The organism is Microbacterium sp. NPDC055988 (genome assembly GCF_042269505.1).
Lineage (GTDB): Bacteria > Actinomycetota > Actinomycetes > Actinomycetales > Microbacteriaceae > Microbacterium.
The window spans coordinates 772,380-786,095 of sequence record NZ_JBHJXY010000001.1 but is presented as its reverse complement, the minus strand read 5'-3'; the positions used below and the strand labels follow the sequence as shown (position 1 = coordinate 786,095).

Genomic DNA, 13,716 nt, shown 5'->3' with positions numbered 1-13,716 from the left:
CGTCTCATCTCCGTTCTGCGGTGAGCAAGTGCCGTGGCGGGCCTTCGAGTCGCGCGACGGAGAGATTCAGGTCGGTGACGTCGGCGGCGACGGCGTCGATGCGGCGGACCATCCGGGCGGCGCCGACGAACATGCTCGTGCCGAGCGTCACCACGACACCGATGGCGCTGATGATGATCGCGAGGGTCTCCGTGGACACGCGTCTCTCCTTGCTCGGATAGGTGTATCGACGACGTTACGCCGCCCTTCCCGGTGCGCGCGCCGGTATTCCAGCATCTGTGAAGAGGTCGCGGATGGTGCGAGGTGTGGAGAAGAGGTCAGGTCGCCGCGGTGGCCGGTCCGGGACCCCGAACCGCGACCAGCACCAGCACCGGCACGAGCGCGCACAGGGCAGCCGACACGAAGAACGTCGTGCTCGAGGCCGGGTCGCGGCCCACCAGCAGGATCAGCGTGGGGACGAACGTGCCGCCCACCGCGCCGCAGGCCACGAGTGCTCCCGTCACTGCCGCGCTGCGAGCCGGATCCAACCGGTCGAGGGCGAGCCCCAGGATGAGTCCGTAGCTCGGGGAGAGGAGCACGACCACCGCGGCCAGCGCGACCAGCGCCCACACCGGCGCGGACCCCACCAGCATCCCGGCCGTGGCCATCAGAACAGCGGCCCCGGTCGTGGCGGCGACGAGGATCACGATCGGTGACACGGACGCCCGGCGCAGCGCCGCCGCGCTGAAACGGCCGACGGCCATCAGCGTCCAGAACGCCGAGGTTCCGAGAGCTGCGAGAGCGGGATCGACCTCGAGGATGCGCTCCGGGATCACGGCCGACCAGCCGGACAGCACGGTCTCGACGCCGACGTACAGCGGCAGCGCCACTGCAAATGGCAGCAGCACGAGCAGCCCCCGCACGTCGCGATGCGCGGGAGCCTCCGCGACGGAGACCGCAGGAGTCGGGCCGGCGAGCATCACGACCGTGATGAGGGGCACCACCGCGAGGAGGCCGAGCACGGGACGCGCATCGGACGCGACGGCGACCAGGAGCGGCGTGACCGCGGCGCAGACCGCGACCGTCCCCAGTAGTGCGCTCAACAGCCCGGTCGCGCTGCCCACCGCCACGGACTTCGCCGCCACGGAACCCGAGGCCTCCACCAGCCCGAACCCGAACCCGGCGACGGCCGCCGCGGCGATGAACAGCGCGGGTGCGCCGGCCAGGGCCACCGCGACGATCGCGACGGCCTGGAGTGCGCTGCCGAGGATGAGTGCGGTCTGCGGGGGTCGGCGCACGAGGAGCGGTCCGGAGACGAGCACGCCCACCAGCAGCCCCGCAAAGAGCGCGGGGACCGCGGCGCTGAGATCGGCCCCGATCGCACGCTCTGCGGAGGGGAGCACCGCCGGGACGAAGGCCGCCGTGACGCCGAGCCCCGCGAACGCGGCGAAGAGTCCTGCCCGCGCGCGCCCTGCGTTCGTCACGCTCCCGCAGACCGCACGCGATGCACGGCGGCGAACGTGTCGCGCAGCGCCTCCATCGAGCGGTCGTAGTTCGACTGGGCGACGCCGATGAAGATGCAGTCGACCACCATCAACTGAGCGATGCGGCTGCCGAGCGCCCCCGAGCGGAACCCGGTCTCGCGGGCGGCGGTCGTGAGCACAATGTCGGCTTGATCGGCCAGGGGCGCTCCGGCGTGATTCGTGATTGCGATGGTGGTGGCACCCGCCCGGCGGGCGAGCAGGAGGAACTCGATGGTGTCGGTGGTGGCGCCGCTGTGCGACACCGCGATCGCGACGTTGCCGGGGCCGAGCGTCGCCGCCGAGGTCCAGGCGGCGTGCGGGTCGGACCAGTCCAGCGCGGTGCGACCGATACGGGTGAGCTTGCGCTGCAGGTCGAGCCCGACGATGGAGCTCGCGCCGACGCCGAAGATGTCGACCCTGGTCGAGGAGGTGATGGCTTCGACCGATGCGCGCAGGGACTCGGTGTCGAGCACCTTCGCGGTGTCGGCGAGGGAGAGCGTCTCGGCGAGCGAGACCTTGGCGACGATGTCGGCCAGCGTGTCGTTGCGGTCGATGTCGCCGGAGACGGCGGGGAGCGCGGCGGTGTCGAACGTCTCCCGTTCCACATCGCGCAGCACGTGGTTGCGCAGCTCCCGCACGTGCTCGTAACCGAGCCGCTTGCAGAAACGCACGACCGAGGTGGTGGAGGTCTCGCAGCGCTGGGCGAGCTCGGCGATCGAGAGCCCCGCGGTGCCCGCAGGATCGACGAGGAAGAGGTCGGCGATGCGCTGCTCGCTCGGACGCAGCTCAGGGCGGATCGCGCGCATGCGGACGAGGACGGGGTGTGCGCCGGCGTCTTCGCGGGCAGCTTCATTGGACATGGCGGTCTCCGATCGCTGTTCATAACAGTAGAGGAACTTCTGTTACATCTGTAGTGACGTTCGTGTACTTTTGGTACCAACCAAGACCGACGACGTTCACGGGGCGGCAGGCAACAGCGCCTGACCCGACGCCACGGCGACGCGTCCCAGCCAGGAGGAATCTGCAATGAGCACAGCACGGCGAGCGTCATTGGGCGCTCTCACCGCCACGGCCGCCGCTTTGGCGCTCGTGATCACCGGTTGTTCCGCACCGGCGTCCACCTCCGGCTCCTCGGAGGGCGCGGCCGGCGGCGACCTCGTCATCGGCGTCACGAGCGACCCGGACACCCTGTTCCCCTGGAAGGCCACGCAGTTCCAGGCCGTCAACGTGCTGCAGAACCTGTACGGCACGCTGACCGAGTTCGACGAGGATCTCAACGTCGTTCCCGGCCTCGCCGAGTCCTGGGATGTCTCCGACGACGGCCTCACCGTGACGTTCCACCTGCGTGAAGGCGTCACGTTCGCCGACGGCAGCACGTTCGGCTCCGAAGACGTCAAGTACTCGCTCGACGCGATCGCCGCCGAGGCCACCGCCGCCGTCGCGAGCAGCTCCCTCGCCTCCGTCACCGCGGTCGAGGCCACCGACGAGACGACCGTCACCCTCACGCTGAGCGCTCCCGACGCCGCCCTGCCCGCCAACCTCGCCGTGATCAACATGGCCATGCTGTCCTCTGACGACACCGAAGAGGCGCTCAACACCACCCCGAACGGCACCGGTCCGTTCATCCTCGACAGCCGCAAGGCCAGCCAGTCGATCACGCTCGCCAAGAACGAGGACTACTGGGGCGACGCCGCACTGCTCGACACCGTCGAGTTCCGCGTGATCCCCGACGAGTCGTCGATCGTCTCGGCGATGCAGTCCGGCAACGTGCAGCTCGCGGTGTTCGACGACCCGCTGGTCGCGCAGACCGCCGAGGGCGCCAACGTCGAGGTCGCCACGACCCCGCAGCTGAGCTACCACGCGCTGCAGCTGAACGCCACGCGCGGCGACCTCGCCGACGTCAACGTGCGACTCGCCATCCAGTGCGCGATCGACCGCCAGGAGGTGCTCGACACCGCCGCCCTCGGCGAGGGTGAGGTCACCGGCCCGATCACGTCTCCCGCGTACAAGTCCGACCCCGAGGCGCGTCCGTGCCCGGACCGCGACCTCGACAAGGCCGCCGACTACCTGAAGAAGGCGGGCAAGGAAGACGGCGTCACCGTCAAGACGATCGTCTCGCAGGGCGAGTACGCCACCTCGGTGAACGAGGCGCAGAACCTCAAGGCCCAGCTCGCCGACGCGAAGATCACGCTCGACATCGAGGTCCTCGAGTCCGGCGCGTTCGTCGACCGCTGGATCGCGGCCGACTTCGACGCCGCCGTCGCGCTCAACGGCGGTCGCCCCGACCCCGACGGCATGTACGGCCGCTACTTCACCAGCACCGGAAACCTGAACAAGGTCGCCGGCTACTCCTCGCCCGAGCTCGACGCGCTGTTCGCCGAGGGACGCCAGACGGCCGACCCGGACAAGCGCAAGGACATCTACGCGCAGGTCTCCGAGAACCTCGAGGACAACGCCGCGTGGATCTGGCTGTTCACGAGCTACACCTACACGGCGACGGCCTCGACCGTCGACGGCTTCGTCCCCATGGTGAACGGCTCGCTGCAGTACCTGCGGACCACCTCCATCAAGTAGCGGATCGAGGGGGCGCGGCCACCCCGCGCCCCCTCCCTCCCCGACGACAGGCACCCCCACACGCGCATGTTCAGACAGCTCCTCCGCAACAGCGTGCTGCGACGCATCCTCGCAGCCCTCGGCACGCTCCTCGGCGTCGCCATCTTCGTCTTCCTGATGCTGCGCGCCATCCCCGGCGACCAGATCAGCTCCGGCCTCGGCACCGAGGCTGCCGCCCTCACGCCTTCCCAGCGCGCGGCCCTCGAGGCCTACTACGGTCTGGACCAGCCGCTCTTCGTGCAGTTCTTCTCGTGGCTCGGCAACATCTTCACCGGCAACCTCGGCTTCTCGTCCCGGGCGCAGACCAGCGTGCTCGAACTGACCGCCGCCGCCCTCCCCGTCACGTTCGAGCTCGCGATCTTCTCGATCGTGATCGCCCTCGCCATCGGCATCCCGCTCGGGATGCTCTCGGCCTCGAAGCCCGACTCGGTGCGCGACGGCTTCGGCCAGGTGGTCGGCCTCGCCGGTCTCTCGATCCCGGCGTTCCTGCTCGGCACCGCACTGCTGGCGGTGCTCGCCTCGTCGTTCGGCTTCAACCCCAACGGCCAGGCCTACGCGACCCTCTTCGAGGACCCGCTGCTCAACCTCCAGCAGATGCTGCTGCCGTCGATCGTGCTCGGCTTCGGCATCGCCGCACCGATCATGCGCACGACCCGCACCGCGGTGCTCGAGATCCGCGCCAACGACTTCATCCGCACCGCGAAGGCGAAGGGCGTCCCGCCGCGCCGCCTGCAGGTGCGCCACGTGCTCGGCAACGCGCTCGTGCCGATCGTCACGATGACCGGCCTGCAGTTCGGCTACCTCCTCGGCGGTGCCGTGGTGGTGGAGCAGATCTTCTCGCTCCCCGGCATCGGACGACAGGTGCTGCTCGGCATCCAGCAGAAGGAGTACGCACTCGTGCAGAGCACCGTCCTCGTGATCGCGCTCGCCTTCGTCATCGTCAACCTGCTCACCGACCTGCTGTACCGGGTCATCGATCCTCGGGTGCGTGCCGCATGACCGACATCCCTCAGACCTCGGCCCTCGCCCCCGGCGGCGGGCGCACCATGGAGCGCGTGCGCCTCCTGCTGCGCAGCCGCAGCGGGCTCACGGGCCTCATCATCGTCGTGCTGCTCGCGGTGCTCAGCCTCGTCTCGGCGTTCGGGCTGCTGCCGTTCGATCCGCTCGCCCAGGACCCGCCGTCCCGCCTGCAGCCGCCCTCGGCCGTGCACTGGTTCGGCACCGACCAGTTCGGTCGCGACGTGTTCTCCCGCGTCGCTGCCGGTGTCGCGAACTCGGCGCTCATCTCGGTCGTCGCGGTGGCCTTCGCCACCGTGGTCGGCACCGTGTGCGGACTCATCGCCGGCTTCTACCGGGGCTTCTCCGACGGCGCGATCACCGCGGTCACGAACGTCCTGTTCGCCTTCCCGCCGCTGCTGCTCGCCCTGTCGCTGGCGTCGGTGTTCGAGCGCAACTGGTTCACCATCGCCGTGGCCATCGCGATCGTCTACGTGCCGATCTTCATCCGCGTGACCCGAGGCCCGGTGCTGTCGCTGCGCGAGGTCGAGTACGTCAAGGCGGCCAAGAGCACCGGTCAGAGCCGCATGGCGACGATGTTCCGCCACGTGCTGCCGAACATCACGTCGATCATCATCGTGCAGGTCACGCTCTCGCTGTCCTGGGCCGTGCTCACCGAGGCCTCGCTGAGCTTCCTCGGACTCGGCACCCCGCCGCCCGCGCCCTCGCTCGGATCGATGATCTTCGAGGCACGCACGCTCGTCACGATCGCCCCGTGGACCATGATCGCGCCCGGCGTGATCGTCGTGCTCCTCGTCGTCGGTCTCAACCTGCTCGGCGACGGCCTGCGCGACAGTCTCGACCCCCGGAACAGAGGAAAGCGATGACTGTGGAAGACCTCGGCGGACTCGCCACGGAGGCCAGCGATCCCCGCTATGCGGAGCTCGATCTGATGAGCGTGGCGGAACTCGCGCAGACGATGAACGAGGCGGATGCCACGGTGCCGGCCGCCGTGCAGCGCGCTCTCGGTCAGATCGTCCCCGCGATCGAGGCGACGGCCGCCCGCATGGCGCAGGGCGGTCGCCTGGTCTACGTCGGTGCAGGCACCCCCGGCCGCATCGGCGTGCTCGACGCCTCGGAGTGCCCGCCCACGTTCAGCACCCCGCCGGAGCTGGTGTTCGCGATCATGGCCGGAGGGCCCGGCGCGATCGTCAACCCGGTCGAAGGCGCCGAGGACGACGCGGAGGCGGGGGCTGCGGCGATCGACGCCTCCGGCATCGGCCCGCTCGACACCGTGATCGGCATCGCCTCCAGCGGCCGCACACCGTATGTGATCGCGGCGGTCCGCCGGGCGCGCGAGCTCGGCGCGCTCAGCATCGGGCTCTCCTGCAACGTCGGCACCGCGCTCAGCGCGGCGGCGGAGCACGGCATCGAGGTCGAGGTCGGCCCCGAGGTGCTTTCCGGCTCGACCCGGCTCAAGTCGGGGACCGCGCAGAAGCTCGTGCTGAACATGTTCTCGACCATCTCGATGGTGCGAAACGGCAAGGCCTACGGCAACCTGATGGTGGATGTGAAGGCCACCAACCACAAGCTGCGCGAGCGGGCGATCCGGATGGTGCAGACCATCGCGGATGCCGACCGCGACGCGGCGGTGGCCGCACTGGAGACCGCCGCCTACGACGTGAAGCTCGCGTCGATCATGATCCGCCGCGGTGAGGATCTCGCCGCGGCGACCGCACGACTGGACGCGGCCGAGGGTCGGCTGCGCACCGCACTGGAGGAGAACTGATGCGCGTCCTCGGACTGATCTCCGGCACCTCGCACGACGGGATCGACGCCGCCGTCGTCGACTTCACGACCAGCGGCGGCTTCACCGCGCACGGCGTGGATCTGCACGGCACGGTGCTCGCGGCGACGAGCGTGCCGTACGCCCCCGAGCTGCGGGCGCGGCTGATCGCGGCGCTCCCGCCCGCGCAGACGACCCTCGCCGAGGTGGCCGAGCTCGACACCCTCATCGGGCAGGCGTTCGCCGAGGTCGCAGCCGACATCTCCGCAGAGGTCGGCGGCGTCGACGCGGTGTGCTCGCACGGCCAGACCGTGTACCACTGGGTCGACGGCGCGCACGCCCTGGGCACCCTGCAGATCGGGCAGCCCGCCTGGATCGCCGAGAAGGTCGGCGCCCCCGTGGTGTCCGACATCCGCATCCGCGACATCACGGTCGGGGGACACGGCGCCCCGCTGGTGTCGTTCCTCGACGAGTTGCTGTTGCGTTCGCGCGCCGGCATCTCGGCGGCCCTGAACCTGGGCGGCATCTCGAACATGACCGTGGTGCGACAGGACGGCCTCGTCGCCTACGACATCGGTCCGGCGAACGCGCTGGTCGACGCGGTCATCGTCGAGCACGGCCTCAACCCGCTCGGCTACGACGACGATGCCGCGATCGCCCGCACCGGACAGGTGGACGAGGCGCTGCTGGCAGCTCTGCTCGCCGATCCGTACTACGCGCTCACCCCGCCCAAGAGCACGGGCAAGGAGCATTTCCACCTGCGGTACGTGCACGAGCACCTGGCCGCGCTGGGCCGCGAGATCCCGGTGGCCGACGTCGTGCGCACGCTGACCGAGCTCACGGTGCGCACGGTCGCGCACGACGTGGAGGCCGCGGGTATCGGGTTCCTGGCCGTGTCGGGCGGTGGATGCCGCAACCCGCTGATCCTCGAGGGACTGCGCGCTGCGCTGCCTGCGACCGACGTCGTGCTGGCCGACGAGCTGGGGGCCGCGGCCGACAGCAAGGAGGCGATCCTCCTCGCGCTCATCGGCTGGTCGACCATGCACGGTGTTCCGGCGATCGTCCCGGGTGGCACCGGTGCACGTGAGCCGCGGATCCTCGGCACCATCACGCCCGGTGTCGGCCCTCTCCAGATGCCCGAGCCCGTGGCATCCGTCGACTCCCTCGTGCTCACGGAGGCCGCGGCATCGTGAGCCTCCAGGTGCGCCCCGCCACCCCGGACGATCTGTCCGGGGTGCTCGAGGTGTTCCTCGCGTGCTGGCGGCAGAGCTACCGGGGCGTGCTCCCCGACGCGGCGATCGATGCGATGACCGACGAGCGGGCTGAGTCGCTGTGGCGGCGGGTGCTCGCGGATCCGACGGGCGTCGTGCTCGTCGTCGAGCGCGACGCGGGGATCGTCGGCATCACCCGGTACGCCGCGACGACAGGAGACGACGGCCGGATCGACGGCGCCGTGCACTCTCTGTACGTCTCGCCCCGTGCCCACGGCGGAGGGGTCGGCGGGGCGCTGCTGGCGCAGGCGACGGCAGAGCTGCAGGATGCCGGGGCCGAGGCGGCGACGCTGTGGGTTTTCGCCGCGAATGCGCCCTCGATCGGGTTCTACGAATCGAAGGGCTGGCACGCCGACGGAGCCACCCGCACGCAGCCGGAGTTCGGCGAGCCCGAGCAGCGCATGCGCAGGGAGTGGACATGAGCGAGGTCTCGAGATGACCGCCGCCGCAGCCGTCGCCGCGGTCCTCGCCACGGATGCCGCCCCGCGGGGCGTCGTCGCGGGGGTCATCACCGACACCGGGCGCGACATCGCCGCGGGCGGCCTGGCCGACCTCGCCGGAACGCCGATGACGACCGCGACCGCGTTCGACATCGCCTCGGTATCGAAGGTCGCGGCGACCACGACGGCGATCCTGCGACTGGTCAGCCGCGGCGACCTGGGCTTCGACGACCGCGTCGCCCGCTTTGTCCCCGGCTCGGCCTGCGCTCCGGGAACGACCGTTCGCCACCTGCTGCAGCACCGTGCAGGTCTCTGGGAGTGGCAGCCGCTCTACCTCGACCGCGCGCACGCCGGCGACCCCGCAGCCTCCGCCGATGCCATCCCGCTGCGCTACGGCCTCGACGACGGGCGTCACTACTCCGACCTCGGCTTCATGCTCCTCAGCCGCATCGTCGCCGCCGTCACCGGGATGCCTCTGGATGCGGCCGTCCGCGAACTCGTGACGGCGCCCCTCGGTCTCGACCGCACCGGATACGGCCCGGTCTCGGCGCCCGTGGCATCGTCCGGGATCGGCGATTCCGCCGAGCGCCGCATGGTCGCCACCGGCGAGCCGTACCCGATCCTCACCGCCGACCGCGACTTCGCCTGGCGCGAGGAGGAGATCGTCGGCGCCGTGAACGACGGCAACTGCTTCCACGCGTTCGGCGGCATCTCCGGCCACGCCGGGCTCTTCAGCACCGCCGACGACCTGCTGACCCTCGGCGCCGCGCTCGCCGCTCCGGAGCGGCATCCCGAACTGTGGCATCCGGATGCCACAGCCGACCTGTTCCGCGACGGCCCCGATGCCGGGCAGGCTCTGGGGTGGCGCAGCGACACGGTCGCGGTCGACGGCCGACCGACCCGGATGCTCTGGCACCCGGGCTTCACGGGCTGCGCGCTGGGATTCGTTCCGGAAACCGGCACCGCCGCCGTCCTGCTGAGCAACCGCCTGTTCGCCCCCGAACCCGCACCGACCGAGGCGCTGTGGCGCTCGGCGCTCCCCGCACTCCTGGACGATAACGATCTGGACGACAACGAAGGAACACCATCATGAGCACCACCGAGCCCGTGCTGAGCATCAGCGGCCTCGCCGTCGCCTTCCGGACCGGTTCCGAACTGGTCACCGCCATCAGCGACATCAGCATCGACGTCGCCGCCGGGGAGACCGTCGCGATCGTGGGCGAGTCCGGATCGGGCAAGTCGACCACCGCCGCCGCGGTCAACCGACTGCTGCCGGAGAACGGCGTGATCACGGCCGGCAGCATCCGCTTCGATGGCCGCGAGCTCACCGACCTGCCCGAGAACGCGATGGTCTCCCTGCGCGGTGCCGGGATCGGCCTCGTGCCACAGGATCCGATGTCGAACCTCAACCCGCTCATGCGCGTGGGCGAGCAGATCGGCGAGGCGCTCGAGGTGCACGGCCACACCCACGGCGACGCCACGAAGGCGCGGGTCGTCGAGCTGCTCGAGATGGTGGGGATCGCGGATGCCGCGCAGCGGGCGCACCAGTACCCGCACGAGTTCTCCGGCGGCATGCGCCAGCGCGTGCTGATCGCGATGGGCCTGGCCTGCAAACCGCGCCTGCTGATCGCCGACGAGCCCACCTCCGCCCTCGACGTGACCGTGCAGCGTCGCATCCTGGACCAGCTCGACACGCTCACCGACGAGCTCGGGACCGCGGTCTTCCTCATCACGCACGACCTGGCCCTCGCCGCCGAGCGCGCGGATCGCATCGTCGTGATGTTCCGCGGTCGGGTGGTGGAGGAGGGGACCTCGGCCGAGGTGCTCGGCAACCCGCAGCACGAGTACACGAAACAGCTGCTCGCCGCGGCACCGAGTCTCGCCTCCCGCCGCGATGCTCTGCCGCAGCGCGAGGCCGCCACCGGGACGCCGTTCGTCGAGATCCGCGACCTCCGCAAGGAGTTCGCCCTCCGGTCTCCCAAGGCGGGCGAGCCGCAGACGTTCACCGCGGTCGACGGGGTGAGCTTCGAGATCCGTCGCGGCACGACGGTGTCGATCGTGGGCGAGTCCGGATCGGGCAAGTCGACCACGGCGAACATGGTGCTCGGCCTCGAGGACGCGACGTCGGGATCGATCCTGTTCGACGGGCTCGACCTCACCACGCTGCGCCGCAAAGAGCTGTTCGCCCTGCGCCGACGCGTGCAGCCGGTGTTCCAGAACCCGTACGCCTCACTCGACCCGCGCTACACGGTCGAGCAGTCGATCGCCGAGCCGCTGCGCGTGCACCGCATCGGCACCGCGGCCACCCGGCACTCGCGCGTGCTCGAACTGCTCGAGCAGGTGGCCCTGCCCGCCGCGATGGCCGAGCGCCTGCCGCACGAGCTGTCGGGTGGTCAGCGTCAGCGCGTGGCCATCGCGCGGGCGCTCGCGCTCGAACCTGAGCTCGTGGTCCTGGACGAGGCCGTCTCCGCACTCGACGTGCTGGTGCAGGCGCAGATCCTCGACCTGCTCGCCGACCTGCAGAAGCGCCTGGGCCTGAGCTACCTGTTCATCAGCCACGACCTCGCGGTCGTGCGGATGATCTCCGACGAGGTGCACGTCATGCAGCGCGGCATCGTGGTCGAGAGCGGCACCCCCGAGCGCATCTTCGACGACCCGCAGCATCCGTACACCCGGGAGCTGCTCGCCGCGATCCCCGGAGCGACGCTCGCGTCCTGACCGGCGGGGTCGCCCGCGCCTGTCCACTTGTCGGGAGGATGCGCCGGATCGGGGGCGAAAGCCCGTCATTCGTCCGACATCCGTGCGATCTCCCGACATCCGTACCGGAAAACCGGCGCGCGAAGCGGATGCAGGGACTCAGCGGGACTTGTCGTCCTCGTCCCAGGGGCCTTCCCACCAGCCTGCCCGGCCGTCGTCCGAGCCGCCACGGCCCCGGCGTGAGCGCACGAACTGCACGATGAACACGGTCAGCGAGCTGAGCAGGATCAGGAAGACCACCAGGAACAGCACGTCGCTCTGGTTCACGGACGTTTCCCCTCTGCGGCATCCGCCACGATCTTCGCGATGCGGGCCGTCCGGGTCTCCGGGCGCTTGGCCATCGCGATGTGAGTGAGCGCGAACTTCTTGACCGACTTCGGGAACGCATCCCAGTTCTCGCGCGCGGCCGGCACCGCGTCGAGCGCGGCTGCGAACTCTTCCGGCTCGATCCCGGCCTCCGGGCCGTCGAGCACGGTCCACGAGCCGTTCGCCTTGGCGACCTCGAGCGCGCGGATGCCGGCCGGCGCGAGCATCCCCTCCGCCTCGAGCTCCGCGATGCGCGCCTTGTTCGTCGCGGCCCACCCGCTGCCGGGGCGGCGAGGGGAGAACCACTGCCCGTTGGCGCGGTCGTCGGTCCCGTCGCCGAAGACGCGTACCGGGCCGTCGATCCACCCGAAGCAGAGGGCCTGCTTCACGGCGTCCTCGTACCCGACGCCGTCCGACGACCCGCGTACGCTCAGCAGCCAGACGCCCGCCGCGCGCTCGTGGTTCGCCTCGAGCCAGGCACGCCAGGCCGCGGCATCCGCCGCCCTGAGCCGTTCGCCCTCGTCGAGTGCGCCCATCGGTTACTTCTTGATCTTGACCGTCGTGATCGTCTCGGTGATCCGCGGCAACAGATCGGCGACCGACTGCACGATCTCATCCGGGCGGAACGGGTACTTCTCGATCTCGGCCTGGTCGCTGATGCCGGTGAGCACCAGGATCGTGTGCAGACCCGCCTCGATGCCCGCGACGACGTCGGTGTCCATGCGGTCGCCGATCATGCCGGTGCGCTTCGAGTGTGCGCCGATTTTATTCAGGGCAGAGCGGAACATCATCGGGTTCGGCTTGCCGACCACGTACGGCTCCTTGCCGGTGGCCTTCGTGATCAAGGCGGCGATGGCGCCGGTTGCGGGCAGTGGTCCGTCGGCGCTCGGGCCCGTGGCATCCGGGTTCGTGACGATGAAGCGTGCCCCGCCGATGATGAGGCGGATGGCCTTGGTGATCGCCTCGAACGAGTAGTTGCGGGTCTCTCCGACGACCACGAAGTCGGGGTTCGTCTCCGTCATGATGAAGCCGGCGTCGTGCAGGGCGGTGAGGATGCCGGCCTCGCCGATCACGAACGCCGAGCCGCCGGGGAGCTGCTGCTTCAGGAAGTCGGCGGTGGCGAGGGCCGAGGTCCAGATACGCTCCTCGGGCACGTGCAGCCCGCTGGTGCGGAGGCGAGCGGAGAGGTCGCGCGCGGTGAAGATCGAGTTGTTGGTGAGCACCAGGTACGGGATACCTGCGCTCTCCCATCCGGCGAGCAGTTCGGATGCTCCGGGGATGGCGTCGTTCTCATGGACGAGCACGCCGTCCATGTCGGTGAGCCAGCATTCGATGTCGTCGCGTTGTGCCATGTGCACAGCCTAGAGGCCGCAGGCGACGTGCACCTGACCGTGTTGCGGAGGACCTAGGCGCTGAGCCAGACCACCTGAGCCGCACCGTCGGGCAGTGCCGTCTGCACGCCGTCGATCTCCGCCCCGGATGCCGTCACCATCACCGTCGATGCGACGGCCAGGCCCAGCGCCTCGAGCGCCCGGAGCAACTCCGGATCGCGGTCGTCCACGCGCAGCACGCGGCCGGCGTGCCCGGCCGGCGCGTCGGCGAGGAGCACGAATGCCTCGCGCTCGATGTGACCGTCGGCGTCGGGGATCGCATCGCCGTGGGGGTCGAACCGGGGGCGTCCGAGGCGCGCGTCGATGCCTTCGAGCAACCGGTCGCTGATGGTGTGCTCGAGCACCTCGGCCTCGTCGTGTACCTCGTCCCAGCCGTAGTCGAACTCCTGCACCAGCCAGGTCTCGATCAGGCGATGCCGGCGCACCATCGCCAGGGCGCGGGTGGTGCCGGCATCCGTCAGACGCACGGCACCGTAGGGCACGTGCGAGACGAGGCCGGCGGCAGCGAGCTTCTTCACCATCTCGGTGACCGACGACGGGGCGATGCCGAGCTTCGCGGCGAGCACCGAGGGGGTGATGGGGGCGTCCTGCCACTCGGTGTGCGCGTAGACGGTCTTCAGGTAGTCGTCAGCTGCCGGGGATGCCACCGGACCA

General features: G+C 70.3%; 15 protein-coding genes. 8 read left to right on the top strand and 7 right to left on the bottom strand.

Annotated features, from left to right (window positions below):
* Nucleotides 1-4: 4 nt before the first annotated feature.
* The 3 genes from ACFC14_RS03945 to ACFC14_RS03935 all read right to left on the bottom strand — a co-directional run bounded on the left by ACFC14_RS03945 (nucleotide 5) and on the right by ACFC14_RS03935 (nucleotide 2,362).
* Nucleotides 5-199: a hypothetical protein gene (locus ACFC14_RS03945; RefSeq protein ID WP_376101314.1), complete on the bottom strand. Its 195-nt coding sequence runs from the start codon at nucleotides 197-199 to the stop codon at nucleotides 5-7.
* Nucleotides 200-317: 118 nt separating this feature from the next.
* The gene (locus tag ACFC14_RS03940) at nucleotides 318-1,463 is read right to left on the bottom strand and encodes a sugar MFS transporter (RefSeq protein WP_376101313.1); all 1,146 of its coding nucleotides are present in this window, start codon (nucleotides 1,461-1,463) and stop codon (nucleotides 318-320) included.
* Nucleotides 1,460-2,362: a MurR/RpiR family transcriptional regulator gene (locus ACFC14_RS03935; protein WP_376101312.1), complete on the bottom strand. Its 903-nt coding sequence runs from the start codon at nucleotides 2,360-2,362 to the stop codon at nucleotides 1,460-1,462. Before ACFC14_RS03935 ends, ACFC14_RS03940 begins: the two co-directional genes overlap by 4 nt.
* Before the next feature lie 166 nt (nucleotides 2,363-2,528).
* Between ACFC14_RS03935 and ACFC14_RS03930 the strand changes: the two genes are divergently transcribed.
* The 8 genes from ACFC14_RS03930 (at nucleotide 2,529) to ACFC14_RS03895 (ending at nucleotide 11,326) form a co-directional block, all read left to right on the top strand.
* Nucleotides 2,529-4,076 carry an ABC transporter substrate-binding protein gene (locus tag ACFC14_RS03930; protein ID WP_376101311.1) on the top strand — a complete coding sequence of 516 codons (1,548 nt, stop codon included), beginning with the start codon at nucleotides 2,529-2,531 and terminating at the stop codon, nucleotides 4,074-4,076.
* Nucleotides 4,077-4,142: 66 nt separating this feature from the next.
* Complete coding sequence (locus ACFC14_RS03925; protein ID WP_091031746.1) at nucleotides 4,143-5,114, top strand: ABC transporter permease; 972 nt, start codon at nucleotides 4,143-4,145, stop codon at nucleotides 5,112-5,114.
* Nucleotides 5,111-5,998 carry an ABC transporter permease gene (locus tag ACFC14_RS03920; protein ID WP_376101310.1) on the top strand — a complete coding sequence of 296 codons (888 nt, stop codon included), beginning with the start codon at nucleotides 5,111-5,113 and terminating at the stop codon, nucleotides 5,996-5,998. The genes ACFC14_RS03925 and ACFC14_RS03920 overlap by 4 nt, the downstream gene beginning before the upstream one ends.
* Nucleotides 5,995-6,900: an N-acetylmuramic acid 6-phosphate etherase gene (gene murQ, locus ACFC14_RS03915; protein WP_376101309.1), complete on the top strand. Its 906-nt coding sequence runs from the start codon at nucleotides 5,995-5,997 to the stop codon at nucleotides 6,898-6,900. The genes ACFC14_RS03920 and murQ overlap by 4 nt, the downstream gene beginning before the upstream one ends.
* Nucleotides 6,900-8,090: an anhydro-N-acetylmuramic acid kinase gene (locus ACFC14_RS03910; RefSeq protein ID WP_376101308.1), complete on the top strand. Its 1,191-nt coding sequence runs from the start codon at nucleotides 6,900-6,902 to the stop codon at nucleotides 8,088-8,090. Before murQ ends, ACFC14_RS03910 begins: the two co-directional genes overlap by 1 nt.
* Nucleotides 8,087-8,590 carry a GNAT family N-acetyltransferase gene (locus ACFC14_RS03905; protein WP_376101307.1) on the top strand — a complete coding sequence of 168 codons (504 nt, stop codon included), beginning with the start codon at nucleotides 8,087-8,089 and terminating at the stop codon, nucleotides 8,588-8,590. Before ACFC14_RS03910 ends, ACFC14_RS03905 begins: the two co-directional genes overlap by 4 nt.
* 13 nt (nucleotides 8,591-8,603) lie before the next feature.
* On the top strand, nucleotides 8,604-9,701 hold the full coding sequence (locus ACFC14_RS03900; RefSeq protein ID WP_376101306.1) for a serine hydrolase domain-containing protein: 1,098 nt from the start codon (nucleotides 8,604-8,606) through the stop codon (nucleotides 9,699-9,701).
* A complete protein-coding gene (locus tag ACFC14_RS03895; RefSeq protein WP_376101305.1) occupies nucleotides 9,698-11,326 on the top strand; it encodes an ABC transporter ATP-binding protein in 1,629 nt (542 codons plus the stop codon). The genes ACFC14_RS03900 and ACFC14_RS03895 overlap by 4 nt, the downstream gene beginning before the upstream one ends.
* Nucleotides 11,327-11,464: 138 nt before the next feature.
* Here the strand turns inward: ACFC14_RS03895 and ACFC14_RS03890 are convergent, their stop codons facing one another.
* Genes ACFC14_RS03890 through ACFC14_RS03875 form a run of 4 tightly spaced genes read right to left on the bottom strand, consistent with a single transcriptional unit; the run spans nucleotide 11,465 to nucleotide 13,709 of the window.
* On the bottom strand, nucleotides 11,465-11,632 hold the full coding sequence (locus tag ACFC14_RS03890; protein WP_168429535.1) for a hypothetical protein: 168 nt from the start codon (nucleotides 11,630-11,632) through the stop codon (nucleotides 11,465-11,467).
* Nucleotides 11,629-12,207 carry a YdeI family protein gene (locus ACFC14_RS03885; protein ID WP_376101304.1) on the bottom strand — a complete coding sequence of 193 codons (579 nt, stop codon included), beginning with the start codon at nucleotides 12,205-12,207 and terminating at the stop codon, nucleotides 11,629-11,631. Before ACFC14_RS03885 ends, ACFC14_RS03890 begins: the two co-directional genes overlap by 4 nt.
* A gap of 3 nt (nucleotides 12,208-12,210) precedes the next feature.
* Nucleotides 12,211-13,023 (bottom strand): HAD-IIA family hydrolase, encoded by an 813-nt coding sequence (locus tag ACFC14_RS03880; RefSeq protein ID WP_029261258.1) that lies wholly within the window; start codon nucleotides 13,021-13,023, stop codon nucleotides 12,211-12,213.
* A 53-nt stretch (nucleotides 13,024-13,076) separates the two neighbouring features.
* A complete protein-coding gene (locus ACFC14_RS03875) occupies nucleotides 13,077-13,709 on the bottom strand; it encodes a metal-dependent transcriptional regulator (RefSeq protein WP_376101303.1) in 633 nt (210 codons plus the stop codon).
* Between the last annotated feature and the right edge of the window lie 7 nt (nucleotides 13,710-13,716).